The following is a 21,350-nucleotide window of genomic DNA, read 5'->3' on the forward strand; positions in this document are numbered from 1 at the left end:
TGACCCGGGTGTTTCGAGACCCATACGGTAAAGAAGTCTCGTGCCCGGCTCGGAGTGAAACCGGGGTCGTACGTCCCAGATGAGGGGAGAACCGGAGAAGTGTGCCCGAGGGCACACTCAGGTCAGCGGGACTCCTGCTCGTAGGGGGTGCCGAGGGCGGCGGGGGCGTTGGTTCGCTGACCTTGGAAGGCGAGCAGCGCCAGTGTCAGGAGGTAGGGCAGGGCCATGAGGAAACCCTGGGGCACCACCTCCAGCAGTCCGGGTGCGCTGGAGGCCAGGCCGATGCGCAGGGCACTGCCGGCGGCGAAGAAGAGCGCGGCGAGGAAGCCCCCCAGGGGGGTCCAGCGGCCAAACACCATGGCGGCCAGGGCCATGAAGCCGAGGCCGGCCGGGGTGTGCTGTTCGAAGCGATCCAACACGGCGGTGGACAGGGTGGCCCCGCCGAGCCCCGCCAGCAGCCCGCCGCCCACCACGGCGAGCCAGCGCAACCCCATCACGGACAGGCCCAGGGTGGCCACGGCGTGGGGCTTGTCGCCCACGGCGCGCAGCCGCAGCCCCAGGGGCGTGCGGTACAGCATCCAGTGGAAGGCGAAGGGCAGCACCAGGGCCATGAACGTGAGGGCCGAGTGCCCGGAGAAGGCGCGCAGCAGGGGCACCTCGGAGAGGCCGGGCAGGTGCCAGCGGGTGAGCTGCTGGATGGGGGGCGTGCCGTTGGGCCCGTAGAGGGCCTCGAGGAGGTAGGTGCCACCGGCGAGCGCCACGAGGTTGAGGGCCATGCCTGACACCACCTGGTCCGAGCGCCAGCGGATGCAGAGGTAGCCGTGCACGGCGGCCATGGCAGCGCCGGCGAGCATGCCCACCATCACGCCCACGGGGGTGGGGAGGGAGATCGACGCCACGGCGGCGCAGAAGGCGCCCGCGCGCATCATCCCCTCGATGCCCACGTTCACCACGCCGGAGCGCTCGCAGAGGGTGGCCCCCAGCGTGGCGAAGAGCAGGGCGGGGAAGTACTCGAGCGTGGAGGACAGGAGGGCTTCCAGGATTTCAAACACGGGGCACCTCCGGGCTCGGCTCGGGCTGCTTGGTGGGTGCCAGGGGTGTCTCCACCTTCCGTCGGCGCAGCAGGGCGAGCCACACCAGCCGGCCCGCCACGAAGAGCAGGGCCAGGCCTTGGATGAGCTCGGGGTAGCTCTTGTGCACACCCAGCAACTGCATGCGCGTGCCGCCCGCGCGCAGCGCCCCGAAGAAGAGCGCGGACAGCGTCACGCCCAGCGGGTGGTTGCCGCCGATGAGCGAGATGGCGATGCCGTCGAAGCCGTAGGGAGCGCCCAGCGAGCCCGGGTACTTGAACTCGGTGCCCAGCACGAGCACCGCGCCGGCCAGGCCCGCGAGCGCTCCAGCCAGGCCCATGGCCTCGGCGGTACGCCGCACCACGGGAATTCCTGCGGCTCGCGCCGCCTCGGAGCCCAGGCCCACCGCGCGCGTCTCGAAGCCCGAGCGCAGCCGCGCGAGCCACACCCAGATGGCCAGCGCCACGGCCAGCGCCAGCGGGAAGCCGAGGTGCAGGCGGGACATCTCCCCGAACAGCCGGGGCAGGTGCGCGCTGGTGGCGATCTCCGCGGTGCCCGTGGTGGACAGGCCGGTGCCGGCCCCTGCCCGAAGCGGACCCACCGCCAACCAGTTGTCCACCAGGCTCACCGCCACCCAGTTGAGCATGATGGTGGAGATGACCTCGTGGACGCCTCGCGCGAGCTTGAGGGCCGCGGCGATGAGCGCCCACAGGCCTCCGGCCAGGCACGCCGCGAGCAGCGCCGCCGGGATGTGCAGCACGGCGGGCAACTGCACTTGCGCGCCCACCACCGCCGCCGCGAGCGCCCCCACCAACATCTGCCCCTGGGCGCCGATGTTGAAGAGGCCCACCTTGAAGGCCACCGCCACCGACAGCCCGGTGAGCAGCAGCAGGGCGGCCTTGATGGCGGCCTCGCCGATGGGACGGGTGAGCAGGGTGACGCGGCCACCGTCGAGGAACATCGGCCAGTCGCCCAGGCCCCCGCGGAGCATCTGCAGGTAGGCCTCGGTGGCCGTTTCCGGATCGCGCGTGAGGGCGATGAACACCCAACACACCGCCAGCGCCAGGAACACGGAGAGGATGGAGGGGAGCACCGCGCGCATCCGCTCACCCATTGGCCACCTCCTGGCCGGTGCCGAGCATCCGGCCGCCAATCATCCGTTCATCGAACTCGGGCCGGGAGAAGGAGCCGGTGATGCGTCCCTCGAAGAAGACGTAGATGCGATCGGACAGGGCCAGGACCTCCTCCAGGTCCAACGAGACGAGCAGGACGCCGGCACCCTGGTCACGGGCCTCGCGCAACTTCGCCTGCACCTGCGCCACCGCGCCGATGTCCAGGCCGCGCGTGGGCTGGACCACCACCAGCAGCTTGGGCGACGCGTCCAGCTCTCGCGCCACCACCACCTTCTGCTGGTTGCCTCCGGAGAGGGCCTGCAGCGGCACTTGGGGATCCGGCGGCCGCACGTCATAGGCCTTCAGCAGCGCCTGGGTGCGCTCGCGCCGGCCCGCGAAATCCACCTGGAGTCCCCGGGCGAAGGGCGGCTGGGCCTGCCGACCCAGGGCCACGTTCTCCTCCACCGTCATGGCCTTCACCACCGCGCGCCACAGCCGGTCCTCGGGCACGTGTCCCACGCCCCGCTCCCTCGACTCGGCGGGCGTCAGCCCCGTGAGCGGCTTGCCCAGCAGGGTTCCTCCGCCTCCGTCGAGCGGGCGCAGGCCGGTGAGCACCTCGGCGAGCTCGCGCTGGCCGTTGCCGTCCACTCCGGCGATGCCGACGATCTCCCCCGCGTGCACCTCCAGGGACACCCCACGCAAGGCCGGCCGCCCGTCGGCTCCTCGAGCCCGGAGGTCCTTGGCCTCCAGCAGCTTCTCGCCCGCGGGAGGGTGGTACGCCTGGGCCTCGGCCTGGGGGATGCGCGACTCGCCCACCATCAGCCTGGCCAGCTCCTCGGGGTTGGTGTGGGCGGCGCGCACCTCGGCCACCAGTTTGCCGCGGCGCATCACGGCCACGCGCTCGGCCACGCTGAGCACCTCGCGCAGCTTGTGGCTGATGAAGACGACCGTGCGCCCACCGGCCGCCAGCCCTCGCGCCACCCGGAAGAGCTCGTCCGCCTCCTGGGGGGTGAGCACGGCGGTGGGCTCGTCGAGGATGAGCACCTGGGCGCCCCGGTGGAGCGCCTTGACGATCTCCACCTTCTGCTGCGAGCCCACGGTGAGGGTGTCCACCCGGGCGCGTGGATCCAGCTTGAAGCCGAAGCGCTCGCAGGTGGCAGCCACCTCCTCGCACGCGCGGTTCAGATCCATCCGGCCCCAGCGTGAGGGCTCGCGGCCGAGCACCACGTTTTCCGCCACCGTCAGGGTGGGAACGAGCATGAAGTGCTGGTGCACCATGCCGATGCCCCGCTCGATGGCGTCCCTCGGGCTGCGCAGGCGCACCGGCTGGCCCTTCACGAGCACGGAGCCCGAGTCGGCCCGGTAGAGCCCGTAGAGGACGTTCATCAGGGTGGATTTACCGGCGCCGTTCTCGCCCACGAGGGCGAGCACCTCCCCGGTACCGATGTCCAGCGACACGTCGTCCAGGGCGGTCACGGCGCCGAAGCGCTTGTGGATGTTCCGGAGGGAGATCAAGACAGTCCACCTTTATCATCAGATGGAAGGAGGGCCACGGCTATCGATGGCATGCCCGCCCACCTTCCTGGTATGGCCTGTCCGCGTGAGACCCTACGAGCTCATCAAGGCCAAGCGGGATGGGAAGCGACTGGTGCCCGAGGACATCCGGGCGTTCATCGAGGCATACACCTCGGGTGTGGTGCCGGACTATCAGATGTCCGCCCTGTGCATGGCGGTCTTCTTCCGAGGGCTGGACTCGGTGGAACTGGGCGCCTGGACGCGGGCGATGCTCGAGTCCGGCGAGGTGTTGGATTTGTCGGACACACCCGGTGTGAAGGTGGACAAGCACTCCACGGGTGGGGTGGGGGACAAGGTCTCGCTGAGTCTGGCGCCCCTGGCGGCGGCCTGTGGCGTGCCGGTGCCGATGATCTCCGGCCGAGGGCTGGGACACACCGGCGGAACGTTGGACAAGCTGGAGTCCATCCCCGGCTTCAAGGTGGACCTGCCGGTGAGCGAGTACCGCCGGCTGGTGCGCGAGGTGGGGTGCTGCCTCATTGGGCAGACGGCGTCGGTGGCGCCCGCGGACAAGAAGCTCTACGCGCTGCGGGACGTGACGGCCACGGTGGACTGCATCCCGCTCATCGCCAGCTCCATCATGAGCAAGAAGCTGGCGGAGGGCATCGACGCGCTGGTGTTGGACGTGAAGGTGGGCAGCGGCGCCTTCATGAAGAAGGTGGAGGACGCGCGCACGCTGGCCCGGACGATGATTGGCATTGGCGCGGAGATGGGCCGCAAGGTGACGGCGCTCCTCACGGACATGGATCAGCCGCTGGGCCGCGCGGTGGGCAATGCGCTGGAGGTGGTGGAGGCCGTGGAGATGCTGCGCGGCCGGGCCCCTGCGGACTACACCGAGGTGACGCTGGCCCTCACGGCGGAGATGCTGGTGCTGGGTGGCAAGGCGAGCTCCATTGCCGAGGCGCGTCAGAAGTTGGAGGCGTCCGTCGCGGACGGGAGCGCGGTGCGCAAGTTGAAGGAGATCGTCCAGGCGCAGGGCGGAGACCCGCGCGCCATCGATGATTACGCGCTGCTGCCACAGGCGCGCTCCACCGTGGACGTGGTGGCGCCCCAGGACGGCTTCGTCACGGGTATCGAGACGGAGGCGGTGGGCCTGGCGGCGGTGGCGCTGGGAGCCGGGCGTCAGCGGGTGGACAGCCGGATCGACCCGGCCGTGGGCTTCACCCTGCTGCGCAAGGTGGGCGAGCCCGTGAAGGCGGGCGAGCCGGTGGTTCGGGTGCACTACAATGACCCTGCCCCCGTGGAGGAGGTGAAGGCGCGGTTGCTCGCGGCGTACCGCTTCGGAGCCCAGGCTCCCGCGCCCCGGCCATTGGTGGTGGAGCGGCTGGAGTAGTTGCTCGGCAGGCAACAGGAAGTGTCGGGGGGTTACCTGCGCCACACCCGCCCTCGTGAGTCCGTGCGGAGGGCGCGCAGGTGGGTATGATGCGCCTACGATGGGGCTCTACGAACAGGTGCAGGAGACGGTACGGGCCATCCGGCACCGGGCAGGGAGCGTCTCGCCCAAGGTGGGCATCATCCTCGGCAGCGGGTTGGGCGGCTTCGCCGACGGCTTCGAGGACAAGGTCGTCATCCCCTACGCGGACCTCCCGCACTTTCCCCACTCGTCGGTACCGGGCCATGCGGGCCGGCTCGTGCTGGGCCGTGTGCGAGGCGAGCCGGTGGTGGCCATGCAGGGCCGCGTGCACGTCTACGAGGGGCATACCCCGACGCAGGTGGCCTTCCCCGCGCGGGTGCTGTGCGCGCTCGGCATTCACACCCTGGTGGTGACCAACGCCGCGGGGGGCGTGAACCTGGACTTCCAGCCGGGCGACCTGATGGTCATCACCGACCATCTCAACCTCTCGGGGTACAACCCGCTGAACGGGCCCAACGACGAGCGCCTGGGGCCGCGCTTTCCGGACATGACGACCGCCTATCCGGCTGACCTCCAGGCACAGCTGCTCGACTCGGGGCGCCGTGTGGGCGTGGCGCTCAAGCAGGGCGTCTACGCCATCCTCGCTGGCCCGTCCTACGAGACGCCGGCGGAGATTCGCATGCTGCGCATCCTGGGCGCCGACGCGGTAGGGATGAGCACCGTGCCCGAGGTCATCGCCGCCAACCACATGGGCGTGCGCGTGGCGGGCGTGAGCTGCATCACCAACCTGGCGGCGGGTATCGGTGGGAAGCCCTTGTCACACGAAGAGGTGGCGGAGACGGCGAACCGGGTGAAGGACCTCTTCACCCGGCTCCTCGAGGAATTCCTGCCCACAGTGTCCCTCGCTGGAGCGAGCAAAGGCCTATGAGCGAGCAGTCCAAGGAACAGAACCAGCGGCCGGTGGATGACCGGCGTGAATCCCCGCGCGTGTCGATGCGCATCCACGTGAGGCGGGCGGGCACCTCGGACGCGTTCGAGTCCCGGGAGGGCAACATCTCACTGGGAGGCTTCGCCTGGTTCGGCTGGGCCATGCCGGTGGGCACGAAGGTGGAGGCGCGCTTCTCGCTACCCGGCTCCGACGAGGAACTCCAGGTGCGAGGCGAGGTCCTCCACGTGGGGCACGGCTCGCGCGGCTCGTCCGCGCACGTGCGCTTCCTGGAGCTGTCGGAAGAGGCAGAGCTGCGTATTGCTCGTTACATCGACGAAATCGAGCTGGCGGAGTCCAAGGCACGAGGCGGAGCATGAGCGCGAACATTCCCTGGGAGCAGTTGTTCGAGGCGGCGACAAAGGTGCGGGAGCGCGCGCATGCGCCGTACTCGCGCTTTCCGGTGGGCGCGGCGGTGCTGTACGAGGACGGCGCGGTGGTGACGGGCTGCAACGTGGAGAATTCCTCCTACGGGTTGTCCGCGTGTGCCGAGCGCAACGCGCTGGCGGCCGGGGTGGCGCAGGGGCATGGCCGGCCGGTGGCCGTGGCCATCGTGGTGGACACGCCCACCCCGTGCCCGCCGTGTGGCATGTGCCGGCAGGTGATGCTGGAGTTCGCCCCGAAGGAGCTGCCGGTGCGCAGCCGCAACCTCCGGGGCAACGAGGCGCGCTACTCCCTCGGGGAGCTCCTGCCGCACGCCTTCACCCGCGACTTCCTCTGAGCGTCGAGCCCTCTCCCCGCCCCAGCGCTACTCAGGGTTCAGTACTCTCCGTCAGGTTGCGAACGGTCCGCGAGTTGGTGCTCAAACCGTGGTAAGACCCGTTGGACCGTGGATCTTCTCCTCACCAACGGCACCGTCGTGACCATGAACCGCGAGCGCGAGGTGCTCGCGGATGCCGATGTCCTCATTCAGGATGGGCGCATTGCCCGGGTGGGGCGGAACATCCGCACGCGAGGCGCGGGTCTGCGCGTGCTGGACGTGGCCGGCAAGGTGGTGTTGCCCGGGTTCATTCATGGCCACCTGCACGCCTGCCAGACGCTCTTCCGTAACCGAGCGGACGGGCTGGAGCTGCTGGACTGGCTGCGCGAGCGCATCTGGCCCTTCGAGGCCGCGCACGACGCGGACTCCATGCGGGCCTCGGCGGACCTCACCTTCGCGGAGCTCATCCGCTCGGGGGCCACGGCGGCGCTCGACATGGGCACGGTGCGCCACTACGACGCCGTCTTCGAGTCTGCTCGGGACTGCGGCTTCCGGCTCACCGGCGGCAAGGCGATGATGGACGCGCCCGACGTGCCCGCCCACTTGCACGAGTCCACGGAGGCCTCCCTGGCGGAGAGCCTCGCCCTCCTCGAGCGCTGGCACGGTACGCATGGGGGCCGGCTGCGCTATGCCTTCGCGCCGCGCTTCGTCCTCTCCTGTACGGACAAGTTGATGCGAGAGGTCGGGCGCCTGGCTCGGGAGAAGGGCGTGCGCATCCACACCCACGCCAGCGAGAACCGCACCGAGTGCGACGTGGTGCGCGAGCGCACCGGCAAGGGCAACGTGGCCTACTTCCACGACGTGGGCTTCACCGGCCCGCACGTGACGTTGGCTCACTGTGTATGGCTGGAGGAGGAGGAGCAGCGGCTGCTGCGGGACACGCGCACGGTGGTGTGTCACTGCCCCGGCTCCAACCTCAAGCTGGCCTCGGGCATCGCCCCGGTGCCCGAGCTGCTCGACGCGGGCGTGTCCGTCTGCCTCGGCGCGGACGGCGCTCCCTGCAACAACAACCTGGACATGTTCATGGAGATGCGGCTCGCGGCGCTGCTGCACAAGCCGCGGGTGGGCCCCCGGGGCATGCCCCCCGAGCGCGTGCTGGAGATGGCCACGCTCGGCGGAGCCCGGGCGCTCGGCCTGGAAGCCGAGCTGGGCTCGCTGGAGGAGGGCAAGCGCGCGGACGTCACCGTGGTGGACCTCTCCGGCCTGCACTCCACCCCGTTCGACCCCCGGGACGTGTACTCCCCGCTCGTTTATTCCGCCCGCGCCTCGGACGTGGTGCACGTGCTCATCGACGGCAAACCCGTCCTCAAGGACCGCACCCTCATCACCCTGGACGCGGCCTCCGTGGCCTCAAGCGCCCGCCAGCAGGCCTCGCGCATCGCCAGCCGGGTCCGCTGAGTCCCCGGGGCGTCTCACGGGTAGGGGTTGCTCGCACTCTGAGCGGACCAGCGGCTTCCGGGGAGTCGGTTGGCAATCACCGCCGTTGAGCGAGCGTAGACCTGGGGGTATTCGTCATACGTGGAATACGGTGGGTTGGTGTAAGGTCCCCACTGCGATTTGAATTGGAGGAGGTAGATACCCGCCATGTGGCCACGCTTCAAAAGGGCAATGCGCAGCTTCTTCGGCTTCTTCGTCTCCTCCATCGAGGATCCGGAGCTCATCCTCGAGCAGAACATCCGTGACCTGAACGATCAGGTTCCGAAGATGAACGAGTCCATCGCCATGGTGCGGGCGAACCTGACGCTCCTGGAGAAGGAGAACGCCAAGTACCAGCAGGACATCCGCGACCTGACGGCCAAGGTGAAGGCGGCCATCCAGGCGGGGCGTGACGACCTGGCGGCGCAGTACGCCACCAAGCTGCAGACGGAGAAGGCGGCGCTCGAGCGCAACGAGATGCAGCTGGCCACCGCGAAGCAGGCGTACGAGAAGGCCATGAATCTGAAGAAGGCCTTCATGCGCGAGAAGGATCGCAAGACGCAGGAGGCGATGAACGCCATCCGCGATGCGCGCCGCGCGCAGTGGCAGTCCAAGGTGGCCGACGCCATGGAGTCCTTCCAGGTGGCCGGCATCGACGCCACGCACGACGAGATGCTGCGCAAGGTCCAGGAGAAGGCCGCCGTCAACGAGGCGCGCATGCAGATGGCGCTCGAGTCGGTGGACCACCAGGCCGTGCAGATTGAAGAGGACGCCGAGCGTCTGCAGGCCATGGACCTGGTGAAGCAGATGAAGATGGAGATGGGTCTGGAGAGCCCCGCGCCGGTGTCCGAGGTGGGCGCGGGTCCGGAGAAGACCATCGGCAAGAAGGTGGAGATCAAGTAGTGCCGCGGGGACGGAGGAGGCCGCTCGAATGGCAGTGAGACGCGGACCTGGCCTCTATCCGTTCCTGGCGTTGTGTCTCCTGGGGGCGGCGTACCTGGTGGCCTCGAAGCAGGGCTACCTGAATCGCCTCCAGGCGCGCTTCTTCCCGGCGGCGAAGGAGGCCGTGCGCCTGTCGCCGGGAGACTTCCCCGCGGGCGTGGCGGCCCCGGTGGCGGACCTGGCCTCGGTGCCGCTGCGGCCCACGCTGATTGGCTTCACCGCGCGCGGCTCGGCGGCGGCGCTGCTCCTGGCCACCGGAGGGGTCTCGACGCTGGACAAGCTTGAGGCGCCTCCGGGGGCGGCGCAGGGCGTGCTGAAGACGGCCTATGCCATGGACGCGCGCGCTGTCGTCTTCGCCACGGATGAGGAGTTGCGGCAGGCGTTGGCAGTGGGGGCGGAGCATGGGGGGGTGGACATGGCGGCCATCTCGGTGGATCGGCTGGCGGCCTGGCTGCCGTCGCTGCGGGATGCGGCGCCACGCACGGTGATGCTGGTGGGGCGCAGCCGCGGGCAGGAGGCGCTGGCGGCGGTGGGCGTGGCGGACCTGGCTTCGCTGCGCGGCAAGCGGCTGGGCGTGTATACCTCGGGCGCCTCGTACTACTTCTCTCTGTGGGTGCTGTCGCGCGCGGGCCTGCGCATGACGGACGTGCGGTGGGTGGACCTGCCCTCCACGTTGGACGCGGGCCGGGCGCTGCGCGAGGGCAGGGCGGACGCGGTGGCGGGGCTGTGGGGTGACGTGGAGCTGGCCGCTCGGGACCGAGGGGGCTCGGTGCTGGCCACCACGGCGGATGCGCCGCACCTGGTGGCCACGGTGCTGGTGGCTCGGGGTGACTATGCCGCGCGCTACCCGGATGCGGTCCGCCGGGTCATCCGTGGGCTGTTGGATGCCGGCGCCAGCGTCCAGAAGGATCCAGGGCCCGCGGCGCGGCTGTTGGGCGAGGTGGCGCCGTACCTGGGAGACCCCACCGAGGCCATCCGCAGCGCGCCCCCGGCGACACTGGCGGACAATCGGGCCTTCTTCGGGCTTTCCGGCGAGGCGCCCGTCACCTATGACGAGCTCTTCCAGAGCGCCTCGGCGCTCTACCAGAAGATCAGGCGCACGGCGGTGGCTCCGCCAGCCGAGGACACCCGCGACCTCGGCGCGCTGAAATACGTGTCGGAGGCGCGAGGGCCCTGAGCCCTCTGAACCGCGAGGCGCCTCCCTGGCGAGGACTTCCGTGGCCCGCACACCCAACTTCCTGAAGGCCGCCTTCATGATGCCCGCCAACCTGGTGGGGCTGTTGACCGCGGGGGCCTCCGCGGCGCTTACCGGAGAACCGCTGCCGGCGCTGGTGGCGCTCGGGGTGGAGGGGCTGTACCTGGGGGTGGTGTCCTCCTCGAAGCGATTCCAGCGCGCGGTGCGCTCGCGCTCGCCGGACGCGCAGGACACGGAGGCCGCGCGGCAGCAGGTGGACACGCTGTTGGCGGAGCTGGCCGCCTCGCAGCGCGAGCACTACCAGCAGCTCGTGGGGCTGAAGGAAAAGATTCTGGCCAACTACGCGAAGCTGCCCGGAGGCCGGGTGCTGGCGGCCAGCAGCGAGCAGCGACTGGACGCGTTGCTCACCTCATTCCTGCGGCTCATTTCCACGCTGAACCAGTACCGCACGTACCTCAACTCGGCGGAGCGGCAGTCGCTGGAGAAGGAGGTGCGCACGCTGGATGCAGAGGTGGCGCAGGAGTCGAATCCGCGGCTCAAGGAAGTGAAGGAGAAGCGGCTGGAGATTCTAAAGCGGCGGCTGTCGCGCTTCGAGCAGGCGAGCGAGAGCCGCGAGGTAGTGAGCCACCAGCTGGCGAGCATCGAGGATCTGATGCGGCTGACGCACGAGCAGTCCATTGCGATCCGGGATCCGGAGAGCGTCAATCGGCAACTCGAGGCGCTCAGCGCCGAGGCCCACGCCACGGACGAGACAGTGCGCGACATGGAGCGCTTCCTCGAGTTCACCGAGGAGACCTCGGGTCCGCTGCCGCACGGGACGCGGGTGCGCTGAGGGATTCCCGACAGCGGATGGCGTGAGCCGTTGCGGGTCCGAAGTGCTCCCTGTTTCATGACTCCCGAGGGCCCATGGCTTGGGGGAGGACCATGAAACGAGGACTCTGGGTGCACCTGCTCCTGCTGGGAGCGATGATTCTGTTGCTGGATGCGTGCGCCACCGTGTCGGGTGGGCACATCCCGCCGTCGGCGTTCGATTTCCACGATTTCGTGTCTGAGCAGGGACCTGAACCCGGCGGATGGAAGATCGCCCAGGTGAACATTCTGTTGTCTCGAGTGTCTCGGAGCAGGCCCTTGCAGGCTTGGTGCGATGTCGAAGTCGGAGTGCCCGTCATCAATTCGAGACGTACGATTTCGAACGTGGTCGCGCAGAGGAGGGCGTCAGCAGCCGCTGATGCAGCTGCTCAGATGGTGTTGCGTGGAGCCGAGACCGTGTCGGCACTTGCCTGCCAGCAGTTTCGGAACGAGATGTTGAGGTTATTGGTGGAGTCCATCAACGGCGCCACGGTGACGAAGTTCGTCAGGCAGGGAATCGAGCCGAAATCCTTCCCTGAAGATTGAGGGGTAGACAGCATGGATGAGCGTTTTTCCTCCGAGGCTCTCATCAAGCTCGTGCATCGCTACTTCCCGTCGGGCATTCACGGAGATGATCCGAGACATCGACAGAGCGAGGAATACAAACGATGGGTGGCAGTGCGTCAGGCAGCAGAGATGGCTGACTCGGTTTGGAAGAACTTCCGGCAGCGTGTGCGCGAGCAGCTCCCTGAATGCGTACAATGGGAATTGCCTGGGCTCCCTTACGACCCGAGCCGCCATGTTCGGGTCTATCTGCCCGGCACTCAGAAGTCTCAGCGTGAGAGGAAGTGCATCGTGGTGTTCGTAAGCATCCTGGCTCCGGTGCATTTCCTTCATGCCTCTCAAGAGGTGGATCTGGATGATGAGCGGTCGGCCTCCGAGGCATGGTTCCCTCCACTTCCTCCCGAGCTCCAGCCGCTCGAGGCGAAGCTCGATGCGCTCGTTCGTGAGTCTTTCGGGTCGGTCCGTTTGCCCAATGATGTGCTCTTCACCCCCGTGCCGGACCTCCAGGTGGGCAACACCGGCTTCGGCAAGGTGAAGCTCCTCCACTGCCTCTTCTCCGACAACATCTGGTGAGGAGACCCGCCGGGTCGTGGGTCAAGCACCCGCTCTCCCAGCACTGTTCGGGGAGGGGCAAGGTCGGCCCCCGAACGGCCTTTCAGGGGCTCCCCGCAGGAAGAAATTGACTCCGGGCCTCGGGCCGTCTGCACTCCCGGTTCCATGCACCGCCGCGCCCCTTCCTGGCTCCTGCTCGTCCTGCTCGTGTTCGCCGGCTGCTCCCGTTGCGGTGAGAAGCAGGGCGGGACGAAGGTGACCAATCCTGCTCGTTTCCTGCCCCGTGGCGCTCCGGCCGCCCTCGTCGTCCCCGACCTCGGGGCCCTTGGCGAGAAGCTCGCGCGCTTCCAGAACCTCAAGCTGGCCAACTTCGTCGCCCAGCTCCAGAACGCCCAGACCGCCGAGTCCTACGTCTCCAGCATCATGCGGCAGGTGGGCGTGGACCTGCGCAGCCGCCAGGCCATGGAGGCCGCCGGCATCGATCCGGCCCGGGGCGCGGGCGCGGCCCTGCTCGGCGGCAACCAGGCCTTCTCCGTGCTCGGCGTGAAGGACGAGAAGGCCCTGACGGACACCTTCGCCAGGCTCGCTCGCGATCGACTCGGGGCCTCCGAGCGCGCCGAGCAGAAGGTCCCCGGCGGCACGCTCATCACCTTCAGCAGGTCTGGCGCGCAGCAGCCCGCGCTGGGGCTCCTCTTCTCCGAGGGTTACGCCCTGTTGGGCGCGGGCGCCATGGTGTCCCAGCTCTCCAGTTACGCCACGCTGCCCGCGGAGAAGTCGCTCGTCCAGGAGCCGCTCCTCACCGCCTCGCTGAACCGCCTGCCCGCTGAGCGCGACTTCTACGCCTTCCTCCCCGGGGGCGTCGGCTTCCTCGTCCCGGCCGGTACCACCCAGTCCGTCACCCTGACGGGCTCGCTCGGCGAGCGCGCCGTGACGCTGCGAATGGACACGCCGTGGCCCGACACTCAGGCCTCGCTCGCCGCGCTCACCCCGCAGGCAGGGCCGGATCTGCTCGGCTACCTCCCCGAGGACAGCTTCCTCATGGCGCGCTACCGGGGCGATCCCTCGCAGTTGAGTGGCGTCTGGCCCTACCTCGTCGGCTCCTACGTCACCCGCGCCGTGCAGGAGACCGGCTTCGATGTGAAGGGCGAACTGCTCGACAAGCTGAAGCCCGGCGTCGTCGCGGGGGTGTCCCTGTCGCCTACGGTGCAGCTCGGGGCCGGCATTCCGTTGCTGGACCCGCGGCGCACCAACCCCTTCCGCTTCGTGCACATGGTGGTGGCGGGCGAGTCGGAAGACGCGGCCGGCTTCGCTGCCACGCTGGAGAAGTTGCCCTCCATCGCCCCTCGCTTCGGCGCCGAGGTGAAGCCCTCGGACGTCAACGGCCAGCGCGTCTACCTCACCTCGTACCGACAGGGAGAGGGCGCGCACTTCGCCATGGTGGGTGACAAGGTGGTGCTCGCCGCGCCGCAGTCCCGCCTCGAGGCGGCGCTTACCCAGCTCAAGGGGCCCGCTGGCAACAGCCCCGTGGCCGAGGACTTGCGCGCGTCGCTCCAGGGCCCGGTGCTGAGTGCGGTGTTGGACCTGCGGCGCCTGTCCGACGCGGTGAAGGCGCTTCCCTCCGAGGCCTGGGGCATTGGCGGCTTCGCCATCAAGGCGACCACGGTGCGCTGGCTGGACGCAACGAATGACCTCCGCGCGGTAACGCTGGGCCTCTCCGAGAAGGAGAAGGCCCTGCAGGCCGAGCTCACCCTCTGGTTGGCACCCCAGTGATACGCGCACGCGACATCGTCAAACAGTACCGGGACGGGGATGGCACCGAGGTGCGTGTCCTCGATGGAGCCTCGCTCGACGTGGCGGACGGTGAGTTCGTCGCGGTGGTGGGCCCCTCCGGCAGTGGGAAGTCCACGTTGCTGCACCTGCTGGGTGGCCTGGACGTGCACTACCAGGGCGACGTGGAGGTGGCCGGCGTGAAGCTGTCCGGCCTGAAGGACAAGGAGCTCGCGCGCTTCCGCAACCAGCACGTGGGCTTCGTCTTCCAGTCCTTCCACCTCATCCCCAACCTGTCCGCGGTGGAGAACGTGCTGATGCCCTCGCACTTCGGCTCCGCTTCCCCCGAGGCGCGCAAGCGCGCCGAGTCCCTGCTCGACCGGGTGGGCCTGTTGGCCAAGAAGGATCGCACGCCGGTGCGGCTCTCCGGTGGCGAGCGCCAGCGCGTGGCCATCGCCCGCGCCCTCTTCACCGGCCCGCGGCTGCTCCTGTGTGACGAGCCCACCGGCAACCTCGATGCGGCCACGGGTGCCGGGGTCATCTCGCTCTTCCAGGAGCTGCACCGCGAGGGCCTCACGCTGCTCACCGTCACCCACGAGGAGCGGATGAGCTCGGCGGCTCGGCGTGTGCTGCGCCTCAAGGAGGGCCGGCTCGTCGAGGAGCCTCGTCCTGCGCTGGCGGGAGGTGTGTCATGAGGCTGGCGGCGCTGTCTCGGCTGGTTCGGCTGAGCCTCGCGCGCGAGCGGCGGGGCGCGTTCTTCTCCGCCTTCGGCGTGGCCATGGGCGTGGGGGCGCTCGTCTTCTTCGTGGGCTTGGGCCTGGGCGTGGGTCGCGTCATCCGCGAGAAGATCTTCCCCAACGACGCGCGGCTGGTGGACGTGGTGCCTCCCGCGGTGTCGCTCGGCTCATTCCTCGGTGGCGGCAAGCTGGACGCGGCCATGGTGGAGCGTCTCCAGGCGTTGCCGGACGTGGAGAAGCTCCACCGGAAGATGAGCGTGCGCGTCCCCGCGGCGAGCCTCTACAACGGGGACTTCTTCGGCCGCAGGCTGCGCATGGGCGTGGACGTGCTCGCCGTGGGCGTGGACCCCGGCCTCGTCGAGGGCGACGTGCAGCTGGGGAAGTTCGTCGACCCAGGGCCGGGCCAGCCGTTGCCGGTCCTCATCTCCACGCGGCTGTTGGAGATCTACAACAACACCTTTGCCCCGGCCCGCAAGCTGCCGAGGCTCGCGCCGGGGATGCTCGTCGGCTTCACCTTCCCGGTGGACTTCAACCGCTCCTACGTGGCCGCGTCGCAGCCGAACGCTCCGGTCATCTCGTCCCAGTTGCAGGTGGTGGGCGCCTCTGACCGAGCGCTGCTCGCGGGCGTCACCCTGCCGCTGGACACGGCCGTCCGCCTCAACCGCGAGCTGGGCCAGGACGCGGACACGTTCACGGGCGTCACGCTGGTGGCCAGGAGCCCTGGTGCGGTGCCCGACATCGTGGCGGCGGTGAAGGAAATGGGCCTGGAGATCGACGACCAGGAGCGGCGGCTCGCGGAGAACGTGGGCGCGGCGGTGACGCTCACCACGTCCGCGCTGGCGCTGCTGTCCATCCTCATCTGCGTGCTCGCGGCGGTGAACATCGCCCACGCACTGAGCGCCTCGGTGCGCGCGCGGGCCAAGGAGATTGGCGTCATGCAGGCGGTGGGCGCCTCGCGCTCGGACGTGCGCAACATCGTCCTGGCCGAGGCGGGGGTGGTGGGGCTGATCGGGGGCTTCCTGGGCACCCTCGCGGCGATCCTCCTCGCGCTGGTCATCGATCGGCTCGCGGCCTCCTACCTGCCGCAGTTCCCCTTCAAGCCCGAGAGCTTCTTCTCCTTCCCCTGGACGGTGGTGGTGGGCGGAGTGGTGCTTGGGCTGCTCGCCGCGGTGGCCGGGGCCTGGTTCCCCAGCCACAGGGCCGCTGCCACGGACCCCGCTCGAACGCTCGCAGGATGAAGCGGCCCTCGATCAAGACGCTCCTCGCCAACGCGGTCTGCCTGCCGACCCTCGCGTGGCTCTACGGGGGGGACCTGCGGGACGCTCTGCGAGCCCGGACCGCGGAGGTATCCGCCTTCTTGGCGCCGCCTCCGGTGGTGTGGCCCGCCCTGGTGCTGGCCGCCACAGCTGTGGTGCTCGGGGTTGTCCTCTGGGGCCTGGTGCGTGGCCGCGGTGAGGGCTTCAAGGGCTACCGGCTGCTGCCGATCCTGCTGGTGAGCGCGCTCTTCTTCGACCTGGTGCTCGCCGAGAACCAGGTGCCCTTGCATCCCGAGGACGTGGCCTCCCTGGTGCTGAGCCAGTTCGAGGAGAAGGCCGCGGCGCTGGCCCATGGGAAGACGGTTCCTTCGGACCCCGCGGTGTTGCGGTCTCTGCTCGAGCAGCTCCCTCCACCGCCGTACCTGGTGAGGGGCGAGCGCATGTCCGCCTGGTCGCTCCAGGTCCGAGAGCAGTGCCAAGGGCCCGTTCATGACGCATCAGGACTCGCGGTGGGGACGGTCATCTACTGCCTGGCTCCCGGTGCCGAAAAGGCCTGGGTGACCCTGGTCGGTCTGCCAGCGGGCGAGCGCTTCGGACTCCCATCGGTGCTCTCTGTCGAGGGCCAGCCGTACGTGGCGCTCGTGCGACCCTCACTGCCCGAGGAGGAGGGGACGGCGGAGGTCCCTCTCCAGGGGGTGACCGAGGCTCCGGCTCCCGCTGGGGTCGAGGAGTCCCTGGACGCCGGGGCGGTGGCGCCAGCCCCCACGCCTTAACGGGGGAGGGGAGCTTCTGGATGTGGGCAACTCCACGCGGTTGACCCTGTGGACGCGCGGTCGATAGGCTCGGCCATCCACCCCGAGCCACGTACGCCCGTGACGACCACTCAACCGAAGCGGCAACCCATCCCGTTTGGGAAATACCTTCTCCTCGACCGCATCAACATCGGCGGCATGGCGGAAGTGTGGCGCGGAAAGATGTTTGGAGCGGGAGGCTTCGAACGCCTCGTCGCCATCAAGCGCATCCTCCCGAACATCGCCGAGGATGACGAGTTCATCACGATGTTCATCGATGAGGCGAAGATCAGCGTCCAGCTGAACCACGCCAACATCGCGCAGATCTACGAGCTGGGGCAGATCTCCAACAGCTACTTCATCGCGATGGAGTACATCCCCGGCAAGGACATGCGGGCCATCTTCGACCGATGCCGGAAGAAGGGTGAGCCTGCTCCCGTCCCGCTGGTGGCCTTCGTGGTGTCCAAGATGTGCGAGGGGCTCGACTACGCCCACCGCAAGAAGGACAACATGGGGCGCGATCTGAACATCGTCCACCGCGACATCTCGCCCCAGAACGTCCTCATCTCCTTCGATGGCGAGGTCAAGGTCATCGACTTCGGTATCGCCAAGGCGGCGGGCAAGGCCACCAAGACGCAGGCCGGTATCCTCAAGGGCAAGTTCGGCTACATGAGCCCGGAGCAGATCCGCGGCCTGCCGCTGGACCGGCGCTCGGACATCTTCGCCATCGGCGTGTGCCTCTACGAGATGCTCACCGGTGAGCGGCTCTTCGTGGGCGACAGCGACTTCAGCGTGCTGGAGAAGGTGCGCAAGGCCGAGGTGGCCCCGCCCTCCACGTACAACCGCCGCATCCCCGAGACGCTGGAGAAGATCGTCCTCAAGGCGCTCGCGCGTGACGTGGACGAGCGCTACCAGTACGCCAACGAGCTGGGCGACGACCTGCAGCGCTTCCTGCTCACCTCGGAGTCCATCTTCGGCCGCAAGGACCTCATGCAGTACATGAAGTCCACCTTCGCCGAGGACGTGGAGCGCGAGAAGCAGCGGCTGCTGGAGTACTCGGACATCAAGCCCCCCGAGGGCATGCTGGCCGCCATCGAGATGGGCTTCAGTGGGAGCTCGTCGGCGCCGCAGCCGGCGAGCCCCTCGTTGACGGGCCAGCCGGCCGTATCGCCTCCGATGCCCGCCACGCCATCGTCCGCGGGTGTCCGCCGCTCCCCCACGCTTGGCGCCATGCCCGCTCCCAAGGTGACGCCCGCGCCCGTGGCGCCGCTCCCGCCGGAGGAGGAGTCCAATGCCACGCAGGTGGTGAGCAGCGCTGAGTACTTCGACGAGCCGACCACCCAGCCTGGGCTCATGGGCCCCGGCCGCATGGTGACGCCGGTGGAGGTGCCGCGCGTGCCCATCATCGACGAGCAACCGCCGCAGCGTGTCTCCAACGTGCGGATGCCTCCGGTGATGTCACCTCCGCCGCGGCCGCCGGTGCCCGCGTCGGCGCCCTCCGCCGAGAGCACCACCGTGGCCCGCCAGGGCCGTAACACGATGGAGGGGATGCCGCGCGTTCGCACGGAGCCTCCTGTGTCCGATTCGTCCGTGGGCATGCCGTCGCGGCCCTCGCAGTCCATGCCCGTCGCGGCACCTCGGACCCAAGCCCCGGTGGCGCCTCCGCCCGACATGGAGGACCTGGAGCAGGAGGAGGATCCGCTTGCGCTCACCCCCGCCACGCCGCTGCGGCAGGCTGCTGCTGCTCGGGCCGCCGCGGCCCAGGCTCCGGCGCCGACTCCGGCTCCGGCCCCGACGCCCAAGACCTCCAACCGGATGCCCCTCGTCGCGGGGTTCGCCGCCCTGGCGATCCTGATGATCGCGGGCGTGGCCGGCTTCGTCATGACCCGGCCGGAGCCCACCGGCTTCATCCTGGTGGAGCTGCTGCCCCCTAATGTGCAGGGCTCGGTGCGGGTGAACATCAGCGGCCAGGACCTGAAGGACATGCCCACGAACGGTCCTATCCTCCAGCAGGTGAAGGCTGGTCCCGTCGTGGTGCTGGTGAGCGTCGAGGGCTACAAGCCCTACACCTATACGGGGGTGGTCAAGGAAGGCATGACGCCCTTGCCGGTGCGGGTGAACCTCGAGCGCGAGGTGCAGCTCGCTCGCGTGGTGGTCGTCACCCAGCCGGCGGATGCCGAGCTGACAGTGGGCGGCAAGGTGGTGCGCGAGAAGGGCAACAGCTCGACCTACATTGGCGAGCTGACCGCGGGCGAGGAGGTCCTGGTGGTTGCCAGTGCCCCAGGTTTCAAGCCGGCCCAGAAGCGCATCACCCCGGCCGCGGGCGACAAGCCCGTGGACGTGCAGCTCAAGCTCGAGCCGGACGGTTTCGAGGTGGAGGTGCTGTCCATTCCGTCCGGAGCCACCATCGTCGCGGGCGGCCAGGAGTGGGGCACCACCCCGAAGCGGGTGCGTCTGCCGCTGAGCGTGAAACAGGTAGGCCTCCGGCTGCGTTGCCACGATGATGTGAACGTGGATGTGACTCCCGAAGGGGGAGTCGCCGCTACGCTGAAGCCGCGGCTCAAGAAGCAGCGCGGCTGCAAGTAGTCCAGCAATCAGACAGGCGCCCACCCGGTTGAGGTGGGCGCGAGCGCCCCGGGAAGGGGCCGGAGGGGTGTGTCCGTGACCAAGTCACGCAAGGTGGATGCGGCGGATCCGCTCGCGGAGCTGCCCGGGTGGGCCCGGAAGCTGGCCCAGAAGTACTACACGAAGACTGTCAGCACGTTCCTCCTCTACGGCGCGGTGAGGGACCTCCAGCCCACCACCCAGGAGGACGGCAGCCGGGGTTTCGGACCCCTGCGCACCTTCCTCTCCGAGGAGCTGTTCGGCGGGCGAGATCACGTCCTCTTCTACGATCGCTCGTCCGGCGTGCGCTCCTCCTCTCCGGAGACGCAGAAGGAGTTGCAGCGGACGATGGCCGGCTATGACGCGCTCTACGGCACGGACTACGCCAAGAGCCTGCCGAGGGATCCGGCCCGGGCGCTGCAGATTCTGGAGAACTTCCTGCGGATGCGCGTGAGCGAGGGCAAGTCGCTGGCGCTCATCATCGACTTCGCCGAGACGCTGGTGCCGGGCGGGGAGATGAGCCACCTGTCCGCCGAGGACCGCTTCGTGCTGGCCACGCTGGAGAAGTGGGCGCACGACCCGCAGTTCCTCGCGGGCGACGTGTCCGTGGTGCTGCTGGCGGAGAACCTGGCGGACATGTCCCAGCGCCTCACGCGCAACCCCTATGTGGCGCCCATCGAGCTGCCCCTGCCCACGGAGGAGGAGCGGCTCGAGTACGTGCGCTACAAGCTGGAGGGCAAGAAGCTCGCGGCGGTGTCGGACGTGCCGTTGGCAGGCCTGGCGAAGATGACGGCGGGCCTGTCGCGCATCAACCTGGATCGCGTGCTCACCGAGGCCCTCGAGCACGGCGTGCGGATTACCTCCGACCTGCTCAAGGAGAAGAAGAAGGAGCTCATCCAGGCCGAGTGCCACGGGTTGCTCGAGTTCATCGAGCCGGTGCACACGCTGGACGCGGTGGCGGGCCATGCCAAGGCCAAGGAGATGCTGCGCAACGCGGCCAACGCGTTGAAGAAGGGGCGCATCGAGGTGATGCCCATGGGCTACCTCGTGAGCGGCCCGGTGGGCACGGGCAAGACGTTCCTGGTGTCCTGCTTCGCGGGAGAGATTGGCATTCCGGTGGTGAAGTTCCTCAACTTCCGCAGCCAGTGGCAGGGCGTCACCGAGGCCAACCTGGAGAAGATCTTCAACCTGCTCAAGGCGCTCTGGCCGGTGGCGGTGATGGTGGACGAGGCGGACACGTTCCTGGGCAACCGCGACTCGGGCGGGGACTCGGGGACGAGCAGCCGCGTGTTCGGCTCCATCGCCTCGTTCATGGGCAACACGGTGTACCGCGGGAAGATCGTCTGGTTCCTGATGACGGCGCGGCCGGACCTGCTGCCCATTGACCTCAAGCGTCAGGGCCGCGCCGAGGAGCACCTCGCGCTCTTCTATCCAGAGACGGAGGAGGAGCGGGAGGAGCTCTTCAAGGTGATGCAGAAGAAGACGGGCCTGAAGCTGGAGGTGCCGTCCATCTCCGAGCTGATTCCGACGGGGACGCGCCAGCTGAGCGGCGCGGACATGGAGGCGGTGCTGGTGCGCACGCGCTTCCGGGCGCTGGCCCACGGGCGCGAGCAGGCCACGGTGGAGGACCTCAAGGCCGTCTTTGAGGACTTCGTGCCGCCGAGCTACCCGCTGGAGATCGAGCTGCAGAACCTGGTGGCGGTGCAGGAGTGCACCAGCCGCGAGCTGCTGCCCGAGAGCTTCCGCCGGCTGGACCGCGACCACATCACCCGTCGGGTCCGCGAGCTGAAGCTTCTGCTCGAGCAGGGCTGAGATGAGAGCTGG

19 protein-coding genes are annotated in these 21,350 nt (G+C 69.0%); 16 read left to right on the forward strand and 3 right to left on the reverse strand.

Annotation, left to right across the window (positions count from 1 at the left end; translation table 11 throughout):
• Positions 1–122 precede the first annotated feature (122 nt).
• From F0U60_RS13615 to F0U60_RS13625, 3 genes are read right to left on the reverse strand one after another with little or no spacing between them, the layout of a single operon-like run.
• Positions 123–1,052, reverse strand: coding sequence for an ABC transporter permease (locus F0U60_RS13615; protein WP_395819055.1), 930 nt, complete (start codon positions 1,050–1,052; stop codon positions 123–125).
• Positions 1,045–2,184, reverse strand: a complete 1,140-nt coding sequence (locus F0U60_RS13620; protein WP_395819057.1) for an ABC transporter permease — start codon at positions 2,182–2,184, stop codon at positions 1,045–1,047. The genes F0U60_RS13615 and F0U60_RS13620 overlap by 8 nt, the downstream gene beginning before the upstream one ends.
• A complete protein-coding gene (locus F0U60_RS13625; RefSeq protein WP_395825234.1) occupies positions 2,177–3,640 on the reverse strand; it encodes an ABC transporter ATP-binding protein in 1,464 nt (487 codons plus the stop codon). The genes F0U60_RS13620 and F0U60_RS13625 overlap by 8 nt, the downstream gene beginning before the upstream one ends.
• Positions 3,641–3,782: 142 nt before the next feature.
• Here F0U60_RS13625 and F0U60_RS13630 point away from each other — a divergent pair, with 142 nt between their 5' ends.
• The 16 genes from F0U60_RS13630 (at position 3,783) to F0U60_RS13705 (ending at position 21,338) form a co-directional block, all read left to right on the forward strand.
• Positions 3,783–5,087 carry a thymidine phosphorylase gene (locus F0U60_RS13630; protein ID WP_395825236.1) on the forward strand — a complete coding sequence of 435 codons (1,305 nt, stop codon included), beginning with the start codon at positions 3,783–3,785 and terminating at the stop codon, positions 5,085–5,087.
• 100 nt (positions 5,088–5,187) lie between these two features.
• Positions 5,188–6,036 carry a purine-nucleoside phosphorylase gene (locus F0U60_RS13635; protein WP_395819060.1) on the forward strand — a complete coding sequence of 283 codons (849 nt, stop codon included), beginning with the start codon at positions 5,188–5,190 and terminating at the stop codon, positions 6,034–6,036.
• Positions 6,033–6,413 carry a PilZ domain-containing protein gene (locus tag F0U60_RS13640; RefSeq protein ID WP_395819063.1) on the forward strand — a complete coding sequence of 127 codons (381 nt, stop codon included), beginning with the start codon at positions 6,033–6,035 and terminating at the stop codon, positions 6,411–6,413. Before F0U60_RS13635 ends, F0U60_RS13640 begins: the two co-directional genes overlap by 4 nt.
• Complete coding sequence (locus F0U60_RS13645) at positions 6,410–6,814, forward strand: cytidine deaminase (protein WP_395819066.1); 405 nt, start codon at positions 6,410–6,412, stop codon at positions 6,812–6,814. The genes F0U60_RS13640 and F0U60_RS13645 overlap by 4 nt, the downstream gene beginning before the upstream one ends.
• Before the next feature lie 108 nt (positions 6,815–6,922).
• On the forward strand, positions 6,923–8,251 hold the full coding sequence (locus F0U60_RS13650) for a 5'-deoxyadenosine deaminase (RefSeq protein ID WP_395819069.1): 1,329 nt from the start codon (positions 6,923–6,925) through the stop codon (positions 8,249–8,251).
• Positions 8,252–8,437: 186 nt separating this feature from the next.
• Entirely contained in the window at positions 8,438–9,172 is a 735-nt protein-coding gene (locus tag F0U60_RS13655) for a PspA/IM30 family protein (protein WP_395819071.1), read from the forward strand.
• A 28-nt stretch (positions 9,173–9,200) separates the two neighbouring features.
• On the forward strand, positions 9,201–10,388 hold the full coding sequence (locus tag F0U60_RS13660; RefSeq protein ID WP_395819073.1) for an ABC transporter substrate-binding protein: 1,188 nt from the start codon (positions 9,201–9,203) through the stop codon (positions 10,386–10,388).
• A gap of 40 nt (positions 10,389–10,428) precedes the next feature.
• Positions 10,429–11,238, forward strand: coding sequence for a hypothetical protein (locus F0U60_RS13665; RefSeq protein WP_395819076.1), 810 nt, complete (start codon positions 10,429–10,431; stop codon positions 11,236–11,238).
• A 92-nt stretch (positions 11,239–11,330) separates the two neighbouring features.
• Entirely contained in the window at positions 11,331–11,801 is a 471-nt protein-coding gene (locus tag F0U60_RS13670) for a hypothetical protein (RefSeq protein ID WP_395819078.1), read from the forward strand.
• 312 nt (positions 11,802–12,113) lie between these two features.
• Positions 12,114–12,392: a hypothetical protein gene (locus tag F0U60_RS13675; RefSeq protein WP_395819081.1), complete on the forward strand. Its 279-nt coding sequence runs from the start codon at positions 12,114–12,116 to the stop codon at positions 12,390–12,392.
• A gap of 144 nt (positions 12,393–12,536) precedes the next feature.
• Complete coding sequence (locus F0U60_RS13680; RefSeq protein WP_395819083.1) at positions 12,537–14,141, forward strand: hypothetical protein; 1,605 nt, start codon at positions 12,537–12,539, stop codon at positions 14,139–14,141.
• Complete coding sequence (locus F0U60_RS13685; protein ID WP_395819086.1) at positions 14,138–14,833, forward strand: ABC transporter ATP-binding protein; 696 nt, start codon at positions 14,138–14,140, stop codon at positions 14,831–14,833. Before F0U60_RS13680 ends, F0U60_RS13685 begins: the two co-directional genes overlap by 4 nt.
• Positions 14,830–16,113, forward strand: coding sequence for an ABC transporter permease (locus F0U60_RS13690; RefSeq protein ID WP_395819089.1), 1,284 nt, complete (start codon positions 14,830–14,832; stop codon positions 16,111–16,113). The genes F0U60_RS13685 and F0U60_RS13690 overlap by 4 nt, the downstream gene beginning before the upstream one ends.
• Entirely contained in the window at positions 16,110–16,904 is a 795-nt protein-coding gene (locus tag F0U60_RS13695; RefSeq protein WP_395819091.1) for a hypothetical protein, read from the forward strand. Before F0U60_RS13690 ends, F0U60_RS13695 begins: the two co-directional genes overlap by 4 nt.
• 99 nt (positions 16,905–17,003) lie before the next feature.
• Positions 17,004–19,508 (forward strand): serine/threonine protein kinase, encoded by a 2,505-nt coding sequence (locus F0U60_RS13700; RefSeq protein WP_395819094.1) that lies wholly within the window; start codon positions 17,004–17,006, stop codon positions 19,506–19,508.
• A gap of 75 nt (positions 19,509–19,583) precedes the next feature.
• Positions 19,584–21,338, forward strand: a complete 1,755-nt coding sequence (locus F0U60_RS13705) for an ATP-binding protein (RefSeq protein WP_395819097.1) — start codon at positions 19,584–19,586, stop codon at positions 21,336–21,338.
• Positions 21,339–21,350 lie beyond the last annotated feature (12 nt).

Source organism: Archangium minus, from assembly GCF_044360475.1.
GTDB classification, from domain to species: domain Bacteria; phylum Myxococcota; class Myxococcia; order Myxococcales; family Myxococcaceae; genus Archangium; species Archangium minus.